The sequence below is a fragment of the Marivivens niveibacter genome, assembly GCF_002150005.2.
GTDB lineage: Bacteria > Pseudomonadota > Alphaproteobacteria > Rhodobacterales > Rhodobacteraceae > Marivivens > Marivivens niveibacter.
Window position 1 is genome coordinate 24,960 of the sequence record NZ_MSPP01000003.1, and the last position, 22,281, is coordinate 47,240.

The window sequence follows — 22,281 nt, forward strand, 5'->3', positions numbered from 1 at the left end:
CATGAGCTTTGAGATTCTTATTCTGCTCGGATCCCTGTTTTTCCTAGCGGGGATCGGTGTTCCGATCGCGTACGCAATTATCATTGCGTCTATGACCTATGTTGTCGCATCGGGCGGCAATGTGGGCACCATCCACAAAAGTCTGGTTGATGGTATCTACCAAAGCTTCCTATTGCTGGCTGTGCCGCTGTTTATTGTGGCCGCGAACATCATGAACGCGGGGTCGATTTCCGACCGTCTGTTGAATTTCTGTATCGCGACTGTTGGTCGTTTCAAAGGCGGCTTGGGCCACGTGAACGTCATGGCTTCGCTGATCTTTTCGGGCATGTCAGGTTCGGCTGTGGCTGACGCCGCAGGTATCGGCAAAATCATCATTGATATGATGCGCAAAGATGGCCGTTTCCCTGCGGGATACGCTGCGGCGATCACGGCGGCATCGGCCACCATCGGCCCGATCATTCCGCCATCAATCCCGATGGTTCTATACGCGCTGGTTTCGAACGCATCGATTGGCTACCTGTTCTTGGGCGGTATCGGTCCGGGCCTGCTGATGGGCGGCGTGCTGATGGGCATGAATTTCTGGATGGCGCACCGCCGTGGTTTCGCAACTGAAACCCCAGTGCCAATGCGCGACCTGCCTGCCGTTACGTTCAAAGCGTTTCCAGCCCTGCTGATGCCTGCAATCCTGCTGTATGGTATTTACGGCGGCGTCACGACCCCGACCGAGGCAGCTGCGGTTGCCGCTGCTTATGCGTTGATCCTTGCGGGTGTATTCTATCGTCAGCTGACCGTGAAAACGATCTGGAACATTTTGGTCGATAGCGCACGTTCGTCCGCTTCGGTCGGTATTGTTATCGGCGGCGCGCTGATCCTGAACTACATCGTGGCATCCGAAAACATCCCCGCGATGCTGTCGGCCTATATGGCAGAGATGAACGTATCGCCGATCATGTTCTTGATTGGTGTGAACCTGCTGATCCTTGTTCTGGGATGTTTGCTGGACGCAACGACCATCATTCTAGTGATCGTGCCACTGTTCATCCCGACTTGCCGTGAACTGGGTATTGATTTGGTGCACTTTGGCGTGGTTGTCGTGGTGAACTGTATGATCGGCCTCATCACACCGCCCTATGGCATCTTGCTGTTCGTGATCAATGCGGTGACCCAGATCCCGCTGAACCAGATCATCCGCGAAGTCCTGCCATTCCTGTTCATTCTGGTCTTGGCGCTGGCGGCGATGGTGTTCTTCCCATCTATCACTTTGTTCCTGCCGCGCATGTTCGGCTACGATGGTTGATCCAATGACGAAAATCCAACTGGGCCTGATCGGCGACAATATCAAAGCATCCCGCGCGCCAATTCTGCACCGCCTGTGCGGTCAGATGACGGGACTGGATGTGTCGTATGATCGCCTGATCCCAAAAGACATGGCTATGGATTTCGACGCGGTGTTTGAACACGCCAAATCGAACGGTTTTGCCGGCGTGAACGTCACCTTGCCGTACAAAGAACGCGTTGTCGAAAAACTGATCATCGAAGATCAGGATGTTGCCCGCATCGGCGCTGTGAACACGGTTGTTTTCACACCCGAAGGCCCAAAGGGTTACAACACTGATTTCACTGGCTTTGTTCAGGGCTATCGCAACCAGTTCGGCGATATGAACCCCGGCCGCGTAGTAATGTTTGGCGCGGGCGGCGTAGGTAAGGCGGTCGCCTTTGGCCTAAAACGCCTAAAAGCCGAAGAGATTATCTTCATCGAACGGGACGAGGCAAAGGCCCAAGAATTGGCCGATGCCGTGAACGCCAGCACCAAAGGTGTCAGCAAAGCGCGCGTTGGATCGATGGATGATCTGGCAACCGCTGACGGCGTGATCAACTGCACCCCGTTGGGCATGGTCGGCTACGGCGGATCGCCAGTACCCGAGGGCCAATTCCCCGCCGCGAAATGGGCGTTCGACGCGGTTTATACCCCCGTCTATACCCCGTTTGTTGGTCAAGCCGAAGCCGCAGGCACCGAAGTGATGTCGGGCTACGAGCTGTATTATTTCCAAGGCGTCGATGCCTATGAAATATTTACCGGTGTTCATCTGGATGATCACGAAACACTGCGTGCGCGTCTGCTGGAAACACCGGACGATCAAGTCGCCTAAGGCAATTTGACGGCTTCCATTTCTTGTTTGAGATAGGTCACCATCCGGTCGGCAAATGCTGATCGGGGGACCTGCGCATTAAACGCGGCATAGGTGCGGAATACGGTCGGTTCCGCAATCGGGCGAACAGCAATTCCAGGGTGGATCGTCGGCCCCGCGATGGACAATTCATCGGTCACGCCGACGCCCAAACCCTGACTGACCAGCGACGCGGTTGTGTGCCCCGTCCGCACGGAAATCGATAGATCGATGTCGATGTTTTCCGCCAAAAACGGCTCCATCAAAATGCGGCCATAAGGGTCGTCGGATTCGATCCCGATCATGGGTTCACGGGCTAGATCGTGCACCGAAATCGCGTCTTTTGCGGCCAGCGGATGGTCGGCTGGGACCAACGCCTTTAGCGTGCCGCGGTACAATGGGACCATCAACAGCCCCGGGTGATCCAATTTGTAAGACAGCGCCACCATTTCCCCGCGCTGCAGCAGCAAATAGTCGATCGCCTCTTCGATTTTCAGCGTGTTCAGGCGCAATTTCAGGTTGGGAAAATCGGCGCGGACAGATTTGACAGCCGCAGGGAAAACGTGATGCGCAATCGATGGCACGGCGGCAAAACCAGCGGTGCGCCCACCCCCAACTTTGAGCGACGCAATCAGCTCTTGTAGGTTGTCGACGGAATTATAAACCTCTGAAATCTGGCTGAAAATATCGCGTGCCTCTTCGGTCGGGGTGTAGCGTCCGTGGGTGCGGGAAAACAGGCTCAGGCCCAGCTGGCTTTCGGTGTGTTTCATCACGCGGCTGATGCCTGGCGCGGACACGCCCAACAGGTCTGCGGCGCCTTTGACGGTTCCCGCAATCATGATAGCGCGGATGACTTCGATTTGGCGTAATGTCAGCATGTTTGTAAATTAACATTAGGTTATCCCAAATGTAAATTTCGATATTCGATATTCTTTTTTGTGATTGGTACAAGTTCCGCCACAGCGCCCCGCGCGCGTACGGAGGATTCATGTACAACATCACCGGCGACGTCCTGATCGAAGACGAATTTCTGCGCGACGGTCTGCAGAATGAAAAACGCATTTTTTCCATGGACGAAAAACTGTCGTTCATTGCGGATCTAGAAAACGCAGGCGTCAAACGCATTCAGGTCGGTAGCTTTGTCCACCCCAAATGGGTGCCGACAATGGCGGATACCGATGAATTGTTCACGCGCATCAATCCAACCGACGGCGTGACTTATACCGCGCTTATCCTGAACAAGGCAGGTCTGGATCGTGCGATGGCGGTGGGTGTCAAACACCTGTCGATGTCGGTGTCTGCGTCCGAAACCCATTCGATGAAAAACCTGAACCGCACGGTGGCAGAGGCACGCACGAAAATGATGCCCACCATCGAAAAAGCGTTGGAAGAGGGCATTCAGGTCCGCGCTGGTATCCAGTCCGCACTGGGCTGCGGTTTTGAAGGCGCGATTGATCCGGCGGTCGTTGTGGATATCGCCCGCGATTATTCGGACGCGGGCGTTCACGAAATCAACATCGCGGATACCTCGGGGTTGTCGAACCCCAAAGCTGTTTACGAATTGTGTTCCGCTGTGCGCGATGCGGTTCGTCCTGACGTGTCTCTCTCCCTCCACCTCCATGACACGCGCGGGATGGGCATCGCTAATATGATCGCTGGGCTTCAGGCCGGCGTTCGTATTTTTGACGCGGCTCTAGGTGGGCTTGGTGGATGTCCATTTGTCCCCAAGGCCACCGGAAATATCGCCACCGAAGACGCCGTTTTCACGTTGTCTGAAATGGGCATCGAAACGGGGATCGACTGGCGCGCCCTGAAACCGTCCGTTGCCCGCGCCGAAGCGCTGCTGGATCGCCGCCTGCCGGGGCGGATGGGGCATATCAACCAACCCGGTGATTTACTTCCAACCGAAGGAGCCTGCGCATGAGCCGACTGTTTTCACTGGAATATCTGACCTGCCCGGGTCTGAACCCTGTCGAGCTGACGCATTGCGCAGCGGATGCAGGATATGACGCGGTTTCCTATCGTCTGATCCATATGGGCGTTGCAGGTGAACCTGATTGCGATCCATGCAGCCCGCAAATGGTGCGTAACACCAAACAGGCGCTGGCTGATCGCGGTTTGCAGGCGTTCGACGTCGAACTGGCCCGCATTCTGCGTGACCATGATCCGCGCGAATACGAACGCGCATTCGCTGCGGGTGCCGAACTGGGCTGTACGCAGGCGATTTCGTCGGCTTGGACCGATGTGCGCAATGACGGATCGTTCGTCGTCGAACAGTTCCAACGAATTTGCGAAGTCGCGCGTCCCTACGGCATCACCGTCAATCTGGAATTCCCTGCGTTTTCGCGTCTGACCTGTTTGGATGATGCGCTGGGTATTCTGCGCCGCGCGCAATGCGAAAACCAAGGCGTGTTGGTGGACACTCTGTACCACCATTTCAACGGCGGCACCGCCGAAGAGCTGCTGTCGGTTCCTGATAAATGGATCAATTTCTTCCACGTTTGTGACACCGATCACGTGGCCTATGCCAAGGACGAAATGATCCACATCGCACGCGATGCCCGCCTGTATCCGGGCGAGGGCGTGATCGATTTTGCTTCCCTCGCGGCGGCAATCCCCCATGCGCATGTCGCTATCGAACTGCCGAATTTGGCCCGTCAGGCCGAACTGGGCGCGGTTGAACATGCCCGTCGGTGCCTGGAGGGCGCCAAACGTTTTTTTAGTCAACCAGCGCAGGAAACCACCTGCGCTGAGCAAGCCGCTTAAGACCAAGGAGGCCAACTAATGGCTCGTGAAATCACACAAGAAGAAATCGCTATCGCGGACGAGATGATCGTTCGCGCTCGTGCGGCGATGGAAGAAATCAAAGACTACGATCAGGCGCAAGTTGACCGTTTGGCGCAGGCTTTGGGTTGGAACTGCGGCAACGAACAGACTTTTGTTCGCATCGCGCAGATGGGCGTTGATGAATCCGGTATCGGTGACCGTGCTGGTCGCGCTGGCAAACGTTTCAAAATCTTGGGCGTTCTGCGTGACGCGCTGCGCGGTAAATCCGTGGGCGTTATCGAACAGGACGACGTCAAAGGCCTGACCAAAATCGCGAAACCAGCAGGCGTTATCGCGTCGCTGATCCCAACCACCAACCCAGAACTGACACCTCCAGTAACCGGCATCTACGCGATCAAATGTAAAGACGCTGTGATCTTCTCTCCGCACCCACGCGCGAAAAAGACTACGTTCGAAATGGTCCGCGTTATGCGCGAAACTCTGGCGAAACTGGGCGCACCACGCGACCTGTTCCAGTGTGTTGAAAACCCATCGATCCCGCTGACCAACTATCTAATGGGCGCATGTGACCTGACGATGGCAACTGGCGGTAAACCAATGGTTCAAGCAGCATATTCGTCGGGCAAACCTGCCTACGGCGTTGGCGCTGGTAACTCGACCATGGTTATCGACGAAGACGCAGACATCGCAGAAGCAGCGATGAACAGCCGCATTTCGAAAACTTCGGACTTTGGTTCGGGTTGTTCGGCAGACGGTAACCTTATCATCCACTCGAAAATCTACGACGAGATGAAAGAGGCGCTGATCAAAGAAGGCGGTTACCTGTGTAACGCAGAAGAAAAAGAGCTGCTGCAAAAAGCACTGTGGACCGAAGAAGGCGGCCGCCGCATCGAAACCGTCGCGATCGCTGCGCAGAAAATCGCAGAATTCGCAGGCTTTGAGATCCCAGAAGACCGTAAATTCATCATGGTCGAACAAGAAGAGATCGGCAAAGAGCACAAATTCTCGGGCGAGAAACTGTCGGTCACTATGGCACTTTACAAAGCGGCTGATTTCGATGACGCGATGGCCAAAGTGCGCGCGATCTACGATGTCGCAGGCAAAGGCCATTCGTGTGGTATCTATTCGTTCAGCGAAGAGAACATCATCAAGCACGCAATGAACGCACCTGTTTCGCGCGTCATGGTCCGCCAGCCTCAGTCCAAAGCGAACGCAGGTTCGTTTGAAAACGGCATGCCAATGACATCGTCGCTGGGTTGCGGCATCTGGGGTGGCAACATCACCAACGAAAACGTCAACCTGAAACACTACATGAACGTGACTTGGGTTGCGCGTCCGATCCCAGCTGACCGTCCATCCGACGAAGAGCTGTTCGGCGAATTCTACAACACCGAGGTGATGTAAGAATGGTTACCAAGAACATCGAACCAGGTAAGGACCTGATTGCAAATCAGCTGTGCCGTTACCTAGAGGGCCGCGGCGTCGAACATATCTTCGGCCTGTGTGGTCACACAAACATCGCTGTTCTGTCGGCGCTGGCGGAATCGTCCATCGATTTCGTCAACGTTCGCCACGAACAAATTTCGTCGCACGCAGCAGACGGTTATGCACGTGTCACCGGCAAAGCGTCGGTTGTCCTGTCGCACCTGTCGCCTGGTCTGACCAACGCGGCAACGGGCGTTGCGAACGCGGCGCTGGACTGTATCCCGATGGTCGTCATCGCGGGTGACATTCCGTCGTACTACTACGGTAAACACCCCCACCAAGAGGTGAACCTGCACGCCGACGGTTCGCAGTACGAAATCTACCGCCCGTTCGTGAAACGTGCATGGCGTGTGGACACCCCCGAACTGCTGCCAGAGATCATGGAAAAAGCGTTCCAATTGGCTGAAAGCGGTCAGCCGGGTCCGGTTCTGGTCAACGTTCCGATGGATTACTTCTCGGCTCAGGTTGAAAACAGCCTGTGGGAAAAACAGAACGCCAACACCAAGGCGCTGAAAAAACCATCGATCGACGACGAAACCGCGCGCGAAATCATTCAGGCTCTGCTGGATGCAGAACGCCCAGTGATCTACGCAGGCGGCGGTGTTGCGCTGGCGCGTGCATGGGACGAACTGAAAGAATTCGTTGATCACTTGCAACTGCCAGTCGCGCACTCGCTGATGGGCAAAGGCTGCGTGCCTGATGACCACCCGCTGGTTCTGGGCATGACGGGTTTCTGGGGAACATCGTTCACCAACCAACAGACCCTGAATGCAGACTGGATCATCGGTCTGGGTTCCCGTTTCAAAGAAGCTGACTGTTCGTCGTGGTATCCTGAATACACGTTTAACATCGGCGAAGGCGCGACCAAACTGATCCACATCGACATCGAAAGCCAAGAGATTGGCCGCAACTACCCAGTTGAAATCGGTGCCGTCGCAGATCTGAAAGCCGCGTTAAAGGTTCTGAACCGCGTTGCAAAGGAAATGAAACCAGAAGGCGTTCAGCGTCCTGAGCTGGTTCAGGCGATTGCTGATTTCCGTGCAGAGTTCAAATCCAAGAACACCGAAATGCAGAAATCGGACGCTTTCCCGATGATGCCTGAACGTATTCTGGCCGACCTGCGTGAAGCGATGCCGCGTGACGCCTATCTGACCTCGGACGTGGGTTGGAACAAAAACGGTGTGGCGCAGCAGTTCGACATCTTTGAACCAGGTTCGATCCTGATCCCAGGCGGTTTTGCGACCATGGGTTTTGGTCCTGGCGCGGCTGTCGGTGCACAGGTTGCAGCGCCTGATCGCGTTGTGATTTCGCTGGTTGGAGATGGCGGCTTTGGTCAGAACCCTGCGGTGCTGGCAACGGCTGCGGCTGAAAACCTGCCTGTCATCTGGGTTGTTATGAACAACAACGCATTTGGTACCATCGCAGGTCTGCAAAAAGCCCACTACGATCTGACCTACGGCACCACCTTTAACAAGGCGGATGAAGTGCTGGAACAGACCCCAGACTACGCAGCAATCGCACGCGCCTATGGCTGTGTTGGCGTTCGCCCTGCTTCGGCGGCGGAATTCAAACCCGCGCTAGAGGCCGCGATCGCATCGCGCAAACCAACCGTGATCGATATCGCGATGATCAACAACCCGACCCCAACATCGGGCCACTGGAACATCCTAGATATCTATTCGCCAGAGGGCGGCGTAGGCCACGTATCGACCGACTAATTTCGGTCTAAAAACAACGTTGCGGCGTGCAATTCAGGGTGACTTTGGCAGGTGCTAGAGTATGCTTTGAACTGCGCGCCGCGCGCAATTTTTAAAGGTGAGACGATGAAAACTTCGATTGCTACTGTGTCCATTTCTGGTGACCTGATCGAAAAACTGACCGCGATTTCAAACGCGGGGTTTGATGGCATCGAAATTTTCGAACAAGACATCATCACCTTTGACGGATCCCCCCGTCAGGTCGGCGAATTGGCCAAAGAATTCGGCCTATCCATCGATCTGTTCCAACCCGTCCGCGATTTCGAAGGAATGCCCGAAGGTCTGCGCCAAAAGGCGTTTGATCGCGTCGAACGCAAATTCGATTTGCTACAGGAATTGGGTACGGACCTGCTGCTGATTTCATCCTCGTCCAACCCAAAGGCGCTGGGCGGGGTGGATCGTTTGGCGGCTGACTTTGCTGAGCTGGGCGAACTGGCAGCAAATCGCGATGTGCGCATCGGATACGAGGCCCGTTCGTGGGGCACCTATGTGTCGTCGCACCTAGATGCATGGGAGGTCGTGCGCCGCGCCGATCACCCGAACGTCGGTATCATTCTGGACAGTTTCCATACACTGGCCGCTGGCCATGACGTTGACAGCATCCGCCGCATTCCAGGGGACAAAGTGTTCCACGTCCAACTATCGGATGCACCAAACATTGAAATGGATCTGGAATATCTGTCCCGTCATTTCCGTTCGATGCCGGGCGAAGGCGATCTGGACATCGTGTCGTTCTTGGACGCGGTGATGGACACCGGATATAACGGCCCGCTGAGCCTAGAGATTTTGAACGACCAGTTCCGCGGCGGCAACCCGCGGATCATCGCAAATGACGGCCAACGGTCGCTTATTGCGTCGATGGATGCGCTGCGCCGTCGGGGCCGCGAATTGACAGTCGATCTGCCCGACATGCCCGCGCCCGTCGCGCTGCAAGGCGTAGAGTTTGTTGAATTCGCGGCAGACGAGGCAGAGGCAAAGGTACTGGGCGGGATGCTGAAAACCTTGGGGTTTGCGCACGCGGGACAGCACATCAGCAAGAACGTTAACCTGTACCGTCAGGGCGATATCAATATCGTCATCAACACCGAACAAGAGGGCTACGCCTATTCCGCCTATGTCACTCACGGCACCTGTGTTTGTGATGTGGGTCTGTTGGTGGATGACGCGCAGGCGGCGAAAACCCGTTCGAATGCTCTGGGCGCTAACCTGTTTTCGCAGCGGCGCGGGGCAGGGGAATTGGACATCCCCGCTGTGCGCGGCGTTGGCGGCAGCGTTCTGCACTTGCTGGACCACGGCGCCGAACTGGGCAAAGTGTGGGAGGCAGAGTTCACCCAGCTGGACGCCGATACCAAAGGCGCTGGCCTAACCCGCATCGACCATCTGGCAGAATCCATGAAGCACGAAGAATTGCTGACTTGGACCCTGTTTTATTCGACGATTTTTGATCTGGACCGCACGCCGATCACCGATGTGGCGGACCCAGGCGGCGTGGTGCATTCGCGCGCCCTGCAGTCGTCTGATGGCGCGTTCCGCCTCACGATGAACGGCGTTGATACCCACCGCACCTTTGCGGGGCGTTTCTTGGCCGACAGTTTCGGCAGCTCTGTCCAGCATGTCGCTTTTGGTACTGATGACATCTTTGCCACTGCGCAGGCGCTGGCGGACAACGGGTTTGAAGCTCTGCCGATTTTCGAAAATTATTACGCTGATCTGGATGCGCGCGGCGTTCTGGATGACGCGACAATGGACCGCCTAAAGCAGTTCAACATCATGTATGACGAAGACGATCAGGGCGGATATTTCCAGATGTATTCCAAACCCTACGGCAACGGTTTCTTTTTTGAAATCGTGCAGCGTACCGGAAAATACGGCGGATACGGCGCGCCAAATGCGCCCTATCGAACCGCTGCGCTGAAACGATTGGCGCGGGATATTAGCATCCCGACGATGTAAAAAACGTTAATGGATGCTTAAATTCGTCGCCTATCTTGTGGTTGTGCACAGGTTATTTCCCTAGCATTTGGGTTATCCCCAATATTTTGCTTTACACAGAATCACTTCCGAATCACCATAGATGGTAGAGGCGGACGTGTTTTCGGAGCCTCTGAAAAAAACGCAACTAGCGGTCGGTCGCTGCCAATTGCCGAACGCTACAGCGAATGAGGCCGAGCATATGGCACTGACAGAGCAGTATTTCGACAACGGCGATATTCACCCGATTGATGTCGTTGAAAATCTAGCAAATTTCCATGAATGGGAATTCGACCGTATCGCGGACGATCAGATTGCGATGCAAGTCGAAGGCCTATGGCGAACCTATTCGATTACCTTGGCGTGGTCGGCCTATGATCAGACGCTGCGATTGATCTGCAGCTTTGAAATGGAACCACCTGAGCACCGCGTCCCACATTTGTACGAGGCATTGAGCCGTGCAAACGATCAATGTTGGGCCGGCAACTTCACGTGGTGGGGCGAACAGCAACTGATGGTTTATCGCTATGGTCTGGTGCTGACCGGTGATCAAATCGCGTCCCCTGAACAGATTGATACGATCATAGGTTCTGCAGTGGTTAACAGCGAACGTTTCTACCCTGCGTTCCAATTGGTCACGTGGGCCGAACGCACCCCAAAAGAGGCGATGGATATCGCAATGAGCGAAGCCTACGGCACCGCCTAGGTCATACGGCTGGGCGGCAAACCCGCCTGACTGCTTGCAGTCCCTATCGCTGCGCCCTACCAATTGGGCAAACGAAGATAGGGATTGCCATGAATATGGATGATGTGGCCCGTCGCGGGCTGGTTCTGCTGGGATGTGGTAAAATGGGATCGGCCATGTTGGCCGGTTGGTTGCGGTCTGGGTTGCCGGCAACTTCGGTCTGGGTGAACGACCCCTATCCCAGCGATTGGTTGACCCAGCAGGGCGTAAACATCAATGCCGTTTTGCCCGAAAGCCCTGCGATCGTTTTGGTCGCTGTGAAACCCCAAATGATGGCGGACGCACTGCCAACTTTGCGGTCGTATGGGAATGGCGACACCGTATTCCTGTCGGTTGCTGCGGGCATCACCATTGGCACCTATGAAACCATGCTGGGCGCAGAAACGCCGGTTATTCGCGCAATGCCAAACACGCCTGCCGCCATCGGTCGCGGTGTGACAGCGATTGTGGGTAATGCGCAGGCATCGGCGGATATGATGGATCTGGCGGATAACCTCTTGCAAGCCATCGGTCAGGTCGTCCGACTGGACGCGGAAAGCCAAATGAGCGCGGTCACGGCCATTTCTGGCTGCGGTCCGGCCTATGTGTTCCACCTGATCGAAGCGATGGCAGCCGCAGGCGAAAAGGCGGGCCTTGCCCCCGAATTAGCCATGCAATTGGCCAAGGCAACCGTCGGCGGCGCAGGTCAATTGGCCGAAGACGCCGATGATAGCCCCACGCAGCTGCGCATCAACGTGACATCGCCAAACGGCGTGACGTTCGAGGCGCTAAAGGTACTGATGAACGAAACCGATGGCTTCCCTGTGTTAATGGACCGCGCAGTTCAGGCGGCGGTAAATCGCGATCAGGAGTTGTCGAATGGCTGAGATTGAGTTTGACGACTTTCTAAAGGTCGATGTGCGTGTTGGCCGCGTTGTACGCGCCGAACCCTACCCAGAGGCCCGCAAGCCCGCGATCAAAATGTGGATCGATTTCGGTGACGAGATCGGGGAAAAACGGACCTCTGCGCAGGTGACGAAACACTATGACCCCGACATGCTGATCGGCAAAGAGGTCATGGCCGTCGTTAATTTCCCGCCCCGTCAGATCGGTAAATTCATGTCCGAGGTTCTGGTTTTAGGACTACCCGACGAAAACGGCGACATTGTTTTGGTCGGTCCAGACAAAGATGTACCTGTAGGGGGACGCTTGCATTGAAACTACTGATCACCCGCGAAATCGCGCAGCCGGTCATGGACCAAGCTGCAGAACGATTTGACGTGACTGTAAACACCAGCGGGCCGCTGAATGCGGAACAGGCCGCGCAGGCGATGGCCGACTATGATCTGATCCTACCGACCTTGGGCGACGATTTTTCGGCAACTGCGTTTGCGGGTGATCTGCGATGCAAGATGTTGGGTAATTTTGGCGTGGGCTATAACCATATCGACGTAGACGCGGCGGCGCGGGTTGGTGTGGCCGTGTCGAACACACCTGACGTTCTGACTGACGCCACTGCTGACATCGGTATGACGCTATTATTGGCCACTGCCCGCCGCGCGGGCGAAGGCGAACGCATGGTCCGCGCGGGCCAATGGGAAGGTTTCGGGCCAAAGGTGGGGCTGGGCACGCAGGTCAGCGGGAAAAGCGTTGCGATCATTGGTATGGGGCGCATTGGTCAGGCGGTGGCGCATCGTTGCCATTATGGGTTTGGCATGAATGTCGTATTTTATAACCGCAGCCGCAAAGACGTCTCAATGCCCGCCCGTCAGGTCAATACCTTGGCCGAGGCGATGGGGGCTGATTTTGTCGTTGTGACAGTCCCGGGCGGTGCTGAAACCCGAAACCTGATCGACGCTGCGGCGCTGTCTGCGATGAAGCCCCACGGTATTTTCATCAATATTGCCCGCGGTGAAGTCGTAGACGAAGAAGCGTTGATAGACGCCTTGGAAAACGGCGCAATCCGCGGCGCGGGTTTGGACGTTTATGCAAACGAACCGCATGTGCCAGAACGTTTGGTGGCATTGGAAAATACGGTGCTGTTACCGCATTTGGGATCTGCAACGCATGAAACCCGACAGGCAATGGCGCAAATGGCGTTGGATAACATCATTGCATTTGCGGATGGCCAGCAGCCACCGCAGCAGGTGAATTAATTATTCGCCCACAGCTTCGCGCCAATGTTTGCGACATAGCGAAACATAACGGTCGTTGCCGCCGATCGAGACCTGATCGCCTGCGGTGACGACATTGCCGTTTTCGTCTTTGCGGATAACCATCGTGGCCTTTTTCCCGCAGTGGCAAATTGTGCGGACTTCGCGCATTTCATCGGCCAATGCCAGCAGTGCAGCGGACCCAGGGAAAAGCTGACCCAGAAAATCAACGCGCAAGCCGTAGCACATGACGGGCACCTTGAGGTCATCAACCGCACGGGCCAATTGCCAGACTTGGGGTTCGGTCAAAAACTGGGCTTCGTCCACGAAGATACAGGCGCATGGACCAGCGTTCAGGCGCGTCTGAATTTTTTCAAACAAATCGTCGTTGGCAGCATAGGTATCCGCCTGCGCGGAAATTCCGATGCGGCTGGCAATCACGCCTTGGCCTGCGCGATCGTCCATCTGCGCTGTCAGCAGATAGGTCTGCATCCCACGTTCGATATAGTTGTATGACGCCTGAAGCAGGATCGTAGATTTGCCCGCGTTCATCGTTGAAAAATTGAAATACAGCTTTGCCATAGCGCAGGAATAATCGGCCTATAGCCCTGATTTCAAGAGTAGAAAAAATGGCCAGAGACGGTGGAGCGAGGCTCGGCGCAGGATGCCGAAGTTCGCGCAGGATGGGGACACTATCCCTGGCCAAAGCAGCGGAAAACGCGCTGCAACTCGGAAACACAATAAAAACGCAATGGGGTATGCGCTTAACTGTAGGTTTTAAATGACATTCTTTGCATATTTGTTTAATGGGAAACTGTAGATGTATTTCCCCAGTGGGCGGGGGGATCATGTTTTGGGGAACGCAGAACTTTGAACAGCTATCTGAAAAAACATACCGAGGCTTTGGTCAAAGACGTCGGAATCGAGGCAGCTTGCCGTCTGACCGGAAAATCCAAAGCAACTTTGGGGCGTTACTATTCCGAAGCGGATGAGCATTCGGACAGATATATTCCGGTAGATGCAGTTGCCGCACTAGAAGCCGCAGCATCGTATCCTCACGTGACATCCGCCTTGGCAGAGCTGAAAGGCGCAACCATTTCGCTGGATCAATCACCGTCTAACAGCAAAAGCGGCGGAATTAATTCGGACGTCATCGCGCTAAGCCAACGGTTTGCGATGCTGATGGCCGAGTACAATCAGTCGATCGAAGACGGCGTGATTTCCATCAACGAAGCAAAACGCCTGCTGCGCGAAACGGTCGCCCTGCAAAAGGTGCTGATCGAAATGAAGCTTCATCTAGAAGACGAAGCTATCTGATTATTTGCGGCGCAGGATGACCGAGCCTACGGAATAACCTGCGCCGAACGAACAGATCAGACCGGCATCGCCCGACGTCAGATCGTCAGAATATTTATCAAACGCAATAATCGACCCTGCCGACGATGTGTTTGCATAGTCTTGCAGGATATTTGGCTGCTCGCCGTCCTCTGGCGTGCGGCCCAGAACCTTTTTCCCGATGTAATCGTTCATGGTTTTGTTGGCCTGATGCAGCCATAGGCGTTTCAGATCGTCCGCTGCGATGCCTTCGTCTGCCATGTGATCAGCGATATGGGCGCTGACCAACGGTAGCACCTCTTTGAACACCTTGCGGCCGTTTTGCATGAACCGCATATCACGGCGGTCGTCCATTGCGTCACGGGTCGGGCGCAGGAACCCCATGTTATTGCGGATGTTGTTCGAAAATTTCGATGCGCAGCGGGTGGATAGAACGCTGAATCCGTCCTGACCTTCGTCGCGTTCCAAAATAACGGCTGTCGCCACATCGCCAAAGATGAAATGACAATCGCGGTCGCGCCACTCCAAATGGCCAGAGGTGATTTCAGGCGATACCACCATCGCGCGGCGGATCGATCCAGATCGGATCATGTCGGCGGCGGTCTGAATACCGAATGTCGCCGACGAACAGGCAACATTCATGTCAAACGCCATGCCGCCCGCGCCCAGAAGGTCCTGAATTTCTACGGCCATCGCAGGGTAGGCGCGCTCCATGTTGGATGCAGCACAAAGGATCAGGTCGATGTCTTCGCCCGTTAGCCCTGCGCGGTCCAGCGCGATTTGCGCAGCCTTTACGCCCATTTCGGCCATCATGGATGGGTCTTCGTCACTGCGTTCGGGATAACGCGGGTACATGCGGGTCGGGTCCAGAATACCGTCTTTGGTCATCACGTAACGGCTTTGGATGCCGGATGCCGCGACGATGAAATCAGAGCTGGAGTGCGGTACAGCCGCGCGTTCACCGGCGGCAATCGCATCGGCGTATTGTTCGTTTTGCAGATCAGCATAGGCATTGAATGCCTGCACCAGTTCGTCGTTGGAAATGGCGTATGGCGGCGTGAAAACGCCGGTGGCAGTCAGAACAACACTATGCATTGGGGCCTCCTTCGCAGTGCATGGATTTTGGGCGCTAACGAGGGGATTGTCCATAACGTCGCAGGGCGGACGTGACGTAACGAAAAGGCCGGTCACATGGACCGGCCTTTTGTATCTTATTTTCGCGTTTTTTAGCTTTGCAGGCTGCGGACGGTTAGGTCGTCCTCTTGGCGGGCTTGCATGGCTTGTGCGGCGGCTTGGGCGCCGGCTGCGGTGGTGAAGTACGGGATTTTGTCGTACAGCGCGACCGAACGGATTTCGCGGCTGTCAGTGACGGCCTGTGCACCTTCGGTGGTGTTGAACACCAGATCGATTTTGCCGTCTTTCAACAGGTCCACAATGGTGCGGCCGCCTTCGTAGACTTTGTTCACGGTTTCACACGCAACGCCGTTTTCCGACAGGAACGCAGCAGTGCCGCGCGTCGCCTGAATGCCAAAGCCCAGATCGGTCAGCGTTTTTGCCGCTGTGACCATGTCTGCGGTTTTGTCGTCGTCGCGGATCGAAATGAACACGTTGCCTTCGGTCGGCAGGTGCGTACCTGCGCCCAGCTGTGCCTTTAGGAACGCGCGGCCAAACGAACGGTCCCAACCCATGACCTCACCGGTCGAGCGCATTTCTGGGCCCAGAATGGTGTCAACGCCAGGGAAACGTGCGAACGGCAGAACGGCCTCTTTCACGCTGAACCAAGGGGTGTTCGGATCGGCCAATTCGAACGGGTTGTTGCCCTTTTCAGGTGCATCAGTCGCGCGAAATGGGAAGTTCGACAGTGGCTCGCCCGCCATCAGACGTGCCGCGATCGATGCAACCGCGCTGTCTACGGCTTTTGCAACGAACGGAACAGTACGCGATGCGCGTGGGTTCACCTCGATCAGGTAAACTTCGCCATCTTTGACAGCAAACTGAACGTTCATCAGGCCTTTGACCTGCAGCGCCAGTGCCAGTTCTTTGGTCTGGCGACGGATTTCGGTCACGATGTCCGCTGGCAGGGTGTGTGGTGGCAGACAGCAAGCGGAGTCGCCCGAGTGAACACCGGCTTCTTCGATATGCTGCATGATGCCCGCAACGTGGACGTTTTCGCCGTCGCATAGCGCGTCGACGTCAACCTCGGTTGCGCCCGACAGGTAGCTGTCCAGCAGAACAGGGCTGTCGCCCGATACAACAACAGCTTCGTTGATGTAACGTTCCAGCTGTGCCTGATCGCGCACGATTTCCATCGCGCGGCCACCCAGAACGTAGGATGGGCGGATCACCAGTGGGAAACCGATTTCAGCCGCGATTTTGAACGCTTCTTCGTCGGTGGACGCGATGCCGTTAACAGGCTGTTTCAGGTCTAGGCGGTTGACCAGATCCTGGAAACGTTCGCGGTCTTCGGCCAAATCGATCGCGTCTGGCGAAGTGCCAAGGATCGGAATGCCAGCGGCCTCTAGTGCGTTTGCCAGTTTCAGCGGGGTCTGGCCGCCGAACTGAACGATCACGCCGTGCAGGTTACCGTTTTCCTGTTCCACGCGCAGGATTTCCATCACGTGTTCAAAGGTCAGCGGTTCGAAATACAGACGGTCCGAAGTGTCGTAGTCGGTCGAAACAGTTTCAGGGTTACAGTTGATCATGATCGTCTCGTAACCCTGTTCGGTTAGCGAGAAACACGCATGACAGCAGCAGTAATCGAATTCGATACCCTGACCGATACGGTTTGGACCACCACCCAAGATGACGACTTTCTTACGGTCAGTCGGGCGGCTTTCGCATTCGACGTCGCCCATCGCTGGGGCTTCGTAGGTCGAATACATATATGGGGTTTGCGCTTCGAACTCTGCCGCGCAGGTGTCGATGCGTTTGAACGATGCCACAACGCCCAGATTCTGGCGTGCGCGGCGAACGTTATCTTCGTCGCGGCCTGTCAGTTTTGCCAGACGCGCGTCGGTAAAGCCCATCATCTTCAGCTTGCGCAGGCCTTTTTCGTCGACAGGCAGGCCGTTCTTACGAACGTCTTCTTCGGCCTCGACGATTTCGCGGATGCGATCAAGGAACCAAGGATCGAACGAGGTGATCGCCTGAATTTCGTCGTTGGTGAAACCGTGACGCATCGATTGCGCGATGGTGCGCAGGCGGTCTGGGGTCGCTTTGGAAATCGCTGCGGAAACGGCAGCTTTGTCTGGTGCGCCCGGGATTTTGACTTCGTCGAAACCGGTCAGGCCAGTTTCCATCGATGCCAGCGCCTTTTGCATGGATTCGTGGAAGGTACGGCCAATTGCCATAGCCTCGCCCACGGATTTCATCGCGGTGGTCAGGTATGGTTCGGAGCCAGCAAATTTTTCGAACGCGAAACGTGGGATTTTGGTGACCACGTAGTCGATAGTTGGTTCGAACGACGCTGGGGTGACTTTGGTGATGTCGTTGTCCAGTTCGTCCAGCGTGTAACCAACAGCCAGTTTCGCCGCGATTTTCGCGATCGGGAAACCGGTTGCTTTGGACGCCAAAGCGGACGAACGCGACACGCGTGGGTTCATCTCGATCACGACCATACGGCCGTCTTTGGGGTTCACGGCCCATTGAACGTTCGAACCACCTGTTTCAACACCGATTTCGCGCAGAACGGCGATCGATGCGGTACGCATGATCTGGTATTCTTTGTCGGTCAGGGTCAGCGCAGGCGCAACAGTGATCGAGTCGCCTGTGTGAACGCCCATCGGATCCACGTTTTCGATCGAACATACGATGATCGCGTTGTCTGCTTTGTCGCGGACAACTTCCATTTCGTATTCTTTCCAGCCCAGCAGGGATTCATCGACGAGGATCTGACCCACTGGCGATGCGTCCATGCCCGAACGGCAGTAGTGTTCGTATTCTTCGCGGTTATACGCAACGCCGCCGCCTGTACCGCCCAAGGTAAACGCAGGACGGATAATCGCAGGCAGACCGATTTCTTCCAGCGCTTCCATTGCGATGGCCAGACCGGCCTTTAGGTCTTTTTTGCCATTGGCGTCGACTGGCGCGGTGACGATGGTCGCCTTGGGGTTTTCGATGCCCAAACGGTCCATCGCGTCGCGGAACAATTTGCGGTCTTCGGCCATTTCGATGGCTTCGCGTTTCGCGCCGATCATTTCGACGTTGTATTTTTCCAGAACGCCCATGTCGGCCAGCGCCAGCGACGTGTTCAGACCTGTCTGACCACCCATGGTTGGCAGCAACGCATCGGGGCGTTCTTTTTCGATGATTTTCGCAACGACTTCTGGGGTGATCGGCTCGATGTATGTCGCGTCAGCCAGACCTGGGTCGGTCATGATCGTCGCAGGGTTCGAGTTCACCAGAATGACGCGGTAACCCTCTTCGCGCAGCGCTTTACACGCCTGTGCGCCAGAGTAGTCGAATTCGCAAGCCTGACCGATAATAATCGGCCCCGCTCCGATGATCATGATCGACTGGATGTCGGTTCTCTTCGGCATGGGACCCTCATATGTTTTTGGCAGCAGAAAACAGAGCGCAAGCGGCGCTCAAATTGTTGGGCGTTATAGGCATCGAACGGCGCGGCGCAAGGGGCTAATGTTCATGTTTCCCGATTTCGGCCAAGTTTTCGCACCCAGCGTAAAGGTGACGTGACTATTCGTAATAAAATTCCAAAAACTGCCCCTGTCTGGCGTGAAAAATTGCACAGTCTGACGGTTGATAACGTCGCTTTGGGGGCCATCTCCGTCATGAATAGAATCGGTTTGGATAATAGCGGTTGTGGTTTGATCGATTATCTGGTGTCACAACGCCCAACCTAACTAGGACGCATAGATTGCAGCGATGAAAATCTACTTTGATAAAGGCCCAAACGGCACCGCCGCCCAGTTTGACGCGCCCGATCAGGTCATCGAAGCATGGACGCCTGATGACGTTCCCGCTGCTCTTTCGGCCCTAGCCGCCGCCGATGGGTGGCTAGCGGGGTATTGCAGCTATGAACTGGGCTACGCGTTAGAGCCGAAACTGGCGGACCTGATGCCAGCAGATCGAAACCTGCCTTTGCTTCGGTTCGGTGTTTACTCGGGTTGGGTGGAAGGCGCGTTGCCTGACGCGGGCGGCGATATCGGTGCGCTGCACCCTGTATGGTCGCAGGGGGAACATGCGGCTGCTATCAAATGCGTGCGCGACTATATTGCGGCGGGCGATATTTATCAGGCCAACCTGACCTTTCCGATCGACACCACCGTATCGGGTGACCCGGCCGCGCTATATGCTCGGCTGGCCGCGCATCAGCCTGTTGGACATGGCGCGTTTGTGCAGCAGGATGGCCCAACGATCCTGTCGCGGTCGCCCGAACTGTTTTTCCGCACAACGAACGGCGCGATCGAAACCGCCCCAATGAAGGGCACCATGCCGCGCGGCGCCACCCCGCAAGAGGACGCCGCGAACAAAGCGTTCCTGTCATCCGACGAAAAAAACCGCGCTGAAAACCTGATGATCGTGGATTTGCTGCGCAACGATATCAGCCGCGTGTCAAAGGCAGGTACGGTCAAGGTGCCTGATCTGTTCCACGTCCAGACCTTTGCGACGGTCCACCAGATGATCAGCCGCGTGCGGGCCGAATTGAATGACGGCGTGACCCTGCCCGATATCCTGACGGCTCTGTTCCCATGCGGGTCAATCACGGGCGCGCCAAAGGTCCGCGCGATGGAGGTTATCCGCGAACTAGAACCCGCGCCGCGCGACATCTATTGCGGGTCCGTCGGATGGTACGCGCCCAACGGCGACAGCGAATTTAACGTGGCGATCCGCACCCTGACCGTCGACGGAGACCGCGCCACGCTGAATGTCGGGGGCGGCATCGTCTGGGATTCCCGCGCCGCCGACGAATACCAAGAGGCCCTGTGGAAGGCCCGTTTCGCACAGTTTTAGTATAAGTTTGGCCGTGAATGACGCGGCTTTGCTTGACATCTGGGCATGAACGCTGTGTATCGGCTCGAAACCCCGAAAACCCTAAGGGATATTGAATTCATGCACGCCTATCGCACACACAATTGCGCTCAGCTGACCAAAGAAAACGTTGGTGAAACCGTCCGCCTGTCGGGCTGGGTCCACCGCGTCCGCGACCACGGCGGCATCCTGTTTATCGACCTACGTGATACATACGGTGTGACGCAGGTTCTGTGTGACCCTGACAGCCCTGTCTTTGCAGAGGTCGAAAAGGTCCGCAGCGAATGGTGTATCCGCATCGACGGCACCGTCAAAGCCCGCGATCCTGAACTGGTGAACCCAAAACTGCCGACCGGCGAAGTCGAAGTGTTCGTTCGTGATATCGAAATTCTGGGCTCGGCTGGCGAATTGCCGCTGATGGTGTTCGGTGATCAGGAATACCCTGAAGAAACCCGCCTGAAATACCGTTATCTGGACCTGCGCCGCGACGTGATGCAGACCAACATGAAAATGCGTTCGGACGTTGTTCGTTCGATGCGCGAGCGCATGTGGAACAACGGTTTCCGCGAATTCCAGACGCCAATCATCACCGCATCGTCCCCAGAAGGTGCGCGCGATTTCTTGGTTCCTTCGCGTCTGCACCCTGGTAAATTCTACGCGCTGCCACAGGCTCCTCAGCAGTTCAAACAGCTGATCATGGTGTCGGGCTACGACAAATATTTCCAGATCGCCCCATGTTTCCGCGACGAAGATCCACGCGCTGACCGTTCGCCAACCGATTTCTATCAGTTGGACATGGAAATGTCGTTCGCGACCCAGCAAGACATCTTTGACACCATTTCCCCAGTTCTGGCTGGCGTGTTCGAAGAATTCGGCGGCGGCAAAAAGGTCGACAACCCAGCCGAATGGCCACAGATTTCGTACCGTGACGCGGCGCTGTGGTATGGTTCGGACAAACCTGACCTGCGTAACCCGATCAAGATGCAGGTTGTTTCCGAACACTTTGCGGGCTCTGGTTTCGCGATCTTCTCGAAACTGCTGGAGCAGGAAGGCACCGAAATCCGTGCGATCCCTGCGCCTAAAGGCGGCAGCCGCAAATTCTGTGACCGCATGAACGCCTTCGCACAGAAAGAGGGCCTGCCTGGCATGGGCTACATCTTCTGGCGCGATCAAGGCGAAGGCATGGAAGCCGCTGGCCCGCTGGCGAAAAACATCGGCCCAGAGCGGACCGAGGCAATCCGTCAGCAACTGGGTCTGGGCGTTGGCGATGCTGCGTTCTTCTTGGGTGGTAAGCCTAAAGCGTTCGAATCCGTTGCGGGCAAGGCGCGTAATGTCATCGGTGAAGAGCTGGGCCTGACCGACCAAGACCGTTTCGCGTTCGCTTGGATCGTGGATTTCCCGATCTACGAAAAAGACGAAGAAACCGGCGACATCGATTTCGAACACAACCCGTTCTCGATGCCTCAGGGCGGCATGGATGCGCTGATGGGCGACCCGCTAGAGGTCAAAGGCTATCAGTACGATCTGGCTTGTAACGGCTACGAATTGGTGTCGGGTGCGATCCGTAACCACAAACCAGAGATCATGGTCAAAGCGTTCGAACTGGCTGGTTACGGCGAAGAAGAGGTTAAGAACCGCTTTGGTGCGCTGTTTAACGCGTTCCACTACGGCGCTCCTCCGCACGGTGGCTGTGCTGCGGGTATCGACCGTATCGTGATGCTGCTGGCTGAACAGTCGAACATCCGCGAAGTCATGATGTTCCCAATGAACCAGCGCGCCGAAGATCTGATGATGAACGCGCCTAGCGCACCATTGAATGAACAGCTGCGCGAACTGTCGCTGCGCGTGATCCCGCAAGAAGACTGATCACTTTTCCGCTGATTTCAAAGGCCGGTAGGGAAACCTACCGGCCT

Annotated in this window: 18 protein-coding genes; 14 read left to right on the forward strand and 4 right to left on the reverse strand. The window is 55.9% G+C overall.

Annotated elements, in window-relative coordinates:
- Position 1 precedes the first annotated feature (1 nt).
- Both BVC71_RS08840 and BVC71_RS08845 read left to right on the forward strand, forming a co-directional pair.
- Positions 2–1,297, forward strand: coding sequence for a TRAP transporter large permease (locus tag BVC71_RS08840; protein WP_086451319.1), 1,296 nt, complete (start codon positions 2–4; stop codon positions 1,295–1,297).
- Positions 1,298–1,301: 4 nt separating this feature from the next.
- Positions 1,302–2,150, forward strand: a complete 849-nt coding sequence (locus tag BVC71_RS08845; RefSeq protein ID WP_240516822.1) for a shikimate dehydrogenase family protein — start codon at positions 1,302–1,304, stop codon at positions 2,148–2,150.
- On the opposite strand, the gene BVC71_RS08850 is transcribed toward BVC71_RS08845, so the two are convergent.
- A complete protein-coding gene (locus tag BVC71_RS08850; RefSeq protein ID WP_086451321.1) occupies positions 2,147–3,046 on the reverse strand; it encodes a LysR family transcriptional regulator in 900 nt (299 codons plus the stop codon). The two genes, BVC71_RS08845 and BVC71_RS08850, sit on opposite strands and share 4 nt — an antisense overlap.
- A 110-nt stretch (positions 3,047–3,156) precedes the next feature.
- Between BVC71_RS08850 and BVC71_RS08855 the strand changes: the two genes are divergently transcribed.
- The 9 genes from BVC71_RS08855 to BVC71_RS08895 all read left to right on the forward strand — a co-directional run bounded on the left by BVC71_RS08855 (position 3,157) and on the right by BVC71_RS08895 (position 13,048).
- Entirely contained in the window at positions 3,157–4,092 is a 936-nt protein-coding gene (locus BVC71_RS08855; RefSeq protein ID WP_086451322.1) for a hydroxymethylglutaryl-CoA lyase, read from the forward strand.
- Positions 4,089–4,934 carry a sugar phosphate isomerase/epimerase family protein gene (locus BVC71_RS08860; RefSeq protein WP_086451323.1) on the forward strand — a complete coding sequence of 282 codons (846 nt, stop codon included), beginning with the start codon at positions 4,089–4,091 and terminating at the stop codon, positions 4,932–4,934. Before BVC71_RS08855 ends, BVC71_RS08860 begins: the two co-directional genes overlap by 4 nt.
- An 18-nt stretch (positions 4,935–4,952) precedes the next feature.
- Complete coding sequence (locus BVC71_RS08865; protein ID WP_086451324.1) at positions 4,953–6,359, forward strand: aldehyde dehydrogenase family protein; 1,407 nt, start codon at positions 4,953–4,955, stop codon at positions 6,357–6,359.
- Between the two features lie 2 nt (positions 6,360–6,361).
- Positions 6,362–8,158, forward strand: coding sequence for a thiamine pyrophosphate-binding protein (locus tag BVC71_RS08870; protein ID WP_086451325.1), 1,797 nt, complete (start codon positions 6,362–6,364; stop codon positions 8,156–8,158).
- Between the two features lie 105 nt (positions 8,159–8,263).
- Positions 8,264–10,150, forward strand: a complete 1,887-nt coding sequence (locus tag BVC71_RS08875) for a bifunctional sugar phosphate isomerase/epimerase/4-hydroxyphenylpyruvate dioxygenase family protein (protein ID WP_086451326.1) — start codon at positions 8,264–8,266, stop codon at positions 10,148–10,150.
- A gap of 220 nt (positions 10,151–10,370) precedes the next feature.
- Positions 10,371–10,874, forward strand: coding sequence for a type III secretion system chaperone family protein (locus BVC71_RS08880; RefSeq protein ID WP_086451806.1), 504 nt, complete (start codon positions 10,371–10,373; stop codon positions 10,872–10,874).
- Positions 10,875–10,963: 89 nt separating this feature from the next.
- Positions 10,964–11,779 carry a pyrroline-5-carboxylate reductase gene (gene proC / locus BVC71_RS08885; RefSeq protein WP_086451327.1) on the forward strand — a complete coding sequence of 272 codons (816 nt, stop codon included), beginning with the start codon at positions 10,964–10,966 and terminating at the stop codon, positions 11,777–11,779.
- Positions 11,772–12,110, forward strand: coding sequence for a tRNA-binding protein (locus BVC71_RS08890; protein ID WP_086451328.1), 339 nt, complete (start codon positions 11,772–11,774; stop codon positions 12,108–12,110). The genes proC and BVC71_RS08890 overlap by 8 nt, the downstream gene beginning before the upstream one ends.
- Positions 12,107–13,048 (forward strand): 2-hydroxyacid dehydrogenase, encoded by a 942-nt coding sequence (locus BVC71_RS08895; RefSeq protein ID WP_086451329.1) that lies wholly within the window; start codon positions 12,107–12,109, stop codon positions 13,046–13,048. The genes BVC71_RS08890 and BVC71_RS08895 overlap by 4 nt, the downstream gene beginning before the upstream one ends.
- Here the strand turns inward: BVC71_RS08895 and BVC71_RS08900 are convergent, their stop codons facing one another.
- Complete coding sequence (locus tag BVC71_RS08900; RefSeq protein ID WP_086451330.1) at positions 13,049–13,627, reverse strand: thymidine kinase; 579 nt, start codon at positions 13,625–13,627, stop codon at positions 13,049–13,051.
- A gap of 288 nt (positions 13,628–13,915) precedes the next feature.
- Between BVC71_RS08900 and BVC71_RS08905 the strand changes: the two genes are divergently transcribed.
- A complete protein-coding gene (locus BVC71_RS08905; protein WP_086451331.1) occupies positions 13,916–14,362 on the forward strand; it encodes a hypothetical protein in 447 nt (148 codons plus the stop codon).
- Here BVC71_RS08905 and BVC71_RS08910 read toward each other — a convergent pair whose 3' ends face one another.
- Both BVC71_RS08910 and carB read right to left on the reverse strand, forming a co-directional pair.
- The gene (locus BVC71_RS08910; RefSeq protein WP_086451332.1) at positions 14,363–15,475 is read right to left on the reverse strand and encodes a beta-ketoacyl-ACP synthase III; all 1,113 of its coding nucleotides are present in this window, start codon (positions 15,473–15,475) and stop codon (positions 14,363–14,365) included.
- Positions 15,476–15,606: 131 nt separating this feature from the next.
- Positions 15,607–18,918, reverse strand: coding sequence for a carbamoyl-phosphate synthase large subunit (carB, locus tag BVC71_RS08915; RefSeq protein WP_086451333.1), 3,312 nt, complete (start codon positions 18,916–18,918; stop codon positions 15,607–15,609).
- Positions 18,919–19,261: 343 nt separating this feature from the next.
- Between carB and BVC71_RS08920 the strand changes: the two genes are divergently transcribed.
- Both BVC71_RS08920 and aspS read left to right on the forward strand, forming a co-directional pair.
- Positions 19,262–20,350, forward strand: a complete 1,089-nt coding sequence (locus BVC71_RS08920) for an aminodeoxychorismate synthase component I (RefSeq protein ID WP_086451334.1) — start codon at positions 19,262–19,264, stop codon at positions 20,348–20,350.
- 99 nt (positions 20,351–20,449) lie between these two features.
- On the forward strand, positions 20,450–22,234 hold the full coding sequence (gene aspS, locus BVC71_RS08925) for an aspartate--tRNA ligase (RefSeq protein ID WP_086451807.1): 1,785 nt from the start codon (positions 20,450–20,452) through the stop codon (positions 22,232–22,234).
- The last annotated feature ends 47 nt before the right edge of the window (positions 22,235–22,281 follow it).

Excerpts from the sequence above, each read along its gene's own strand:
- BVC71_RS08840 (WP_086451319.1), top strand. The coding sequence starts at position 2 with ATGAGCTTTGAGATTCTTATTCTGCTCGGATCCCTGTTTTTCCTAGCG.
- BVC71_RS08845 (WP_240516822.1), top strand. The coding sequence starts at position 1,302 with ATGACGAAAATCCAACTGGGCCTGATCGGCGACAATATCAAAGCATCC.
- BVC71_RS08850 (WP_086451321.1), bottom strand. The coding sequence starts at position 3,046 with ATGCTGACATTACGCCAAATCGAAGTCATCCGCGCTATCATGATTGCG.
- BVC71_RS08855 (WP_086451322.1), top strand. The coding sequence starts at position 3,157 with ATGTACAACATCACCGGCGACGTCCTGATCGAAGACGAATTTCTGCGC.
- BVC71_RS08860 (WP_086451323.1), top strand. The coding sequence starts at position 4,089 with ATGAGCCGACTGTTTTCACTGGAATATCTGACCTGCCCGGGTCTGAAC.
- BVC71_RS08865 (WP_086451324.1), top strand. The coding sequence starts at position 4,953 with ATGGCTCGTGAAATCACACAAGAAGAAATCGCTATCGCGGACGAGATG.
- BVC71_RS08870 (WP_086451325.1), top strand. The coding sequence starts at position 6,362 with ATGGTTACCAAGAACATCGAACCAGGTAAGGACCTGATTGCAAATCAG.
- BVC71_RS08875 (WP_086451326.1), top strand. The coding sequence starts at position 8,264 with ATGAAAACTTCGATTGCTACTGTGTCCATTTCTGGTGACCTGATCGAA.
- BVC71_RS08880 (WP_086451806.1), top strand. The coding sequence starts at position 10,371 with ATGGCACTGACAGAGCAGTATTTCGACAACGGCGATATTCACCCGATT.
- proC (WP_086451327.1), top strand. The coding sequence starts at position 10,964 with ATGAATATGGATGATGTGGCCCGTCGCGGGCTGGTTCTGCTGGGATGT.
- BVC71_RS08890 (WP_086451328.1), top strand. The coding sequence starts at position 11,772 with ATGGCTGAGATTGAGTTTGACGACTTTCTAAAGGTCGATGTGCGTGTT.
- BVC71_RS08900 (WP_086451330.1), bottom strand. The coding sequence starts at position 13,627 with ATGGCAAAGCTGTATTTCAATTTTTCAACGATGAACGCGGGCAAATCT.
- BVC71_RS08910 (WP_086451332.1), bottom strand. The coding sequence starts at position 15,475 with ATGCATAGTGTTGTTCTGACTGCCACCGGCGTTTTCACGCCGCCATAC.
- carB (WP_086451333.1), bottom strand. The coding sequence starts at position 18,918 with ATGCCGAAGAGAACCGACATCCAGTCGATCATGATCATCGGAGCGGGG.
- BVC71_RS08920 (WP_086451334.1), top strand. The coding sequence starts at position 19,262 with ATGAAAATCTACTTTGATAAAGGCCCAAACGGCACCGCCGCCCAGTTT.
- aspS (WP_086451807.1), top strand. The coding sequence starts at position 20,450 with ATGCACGCCTATCGCACACACAATTGCGCTCAGCTGACCAAAGAAAAC.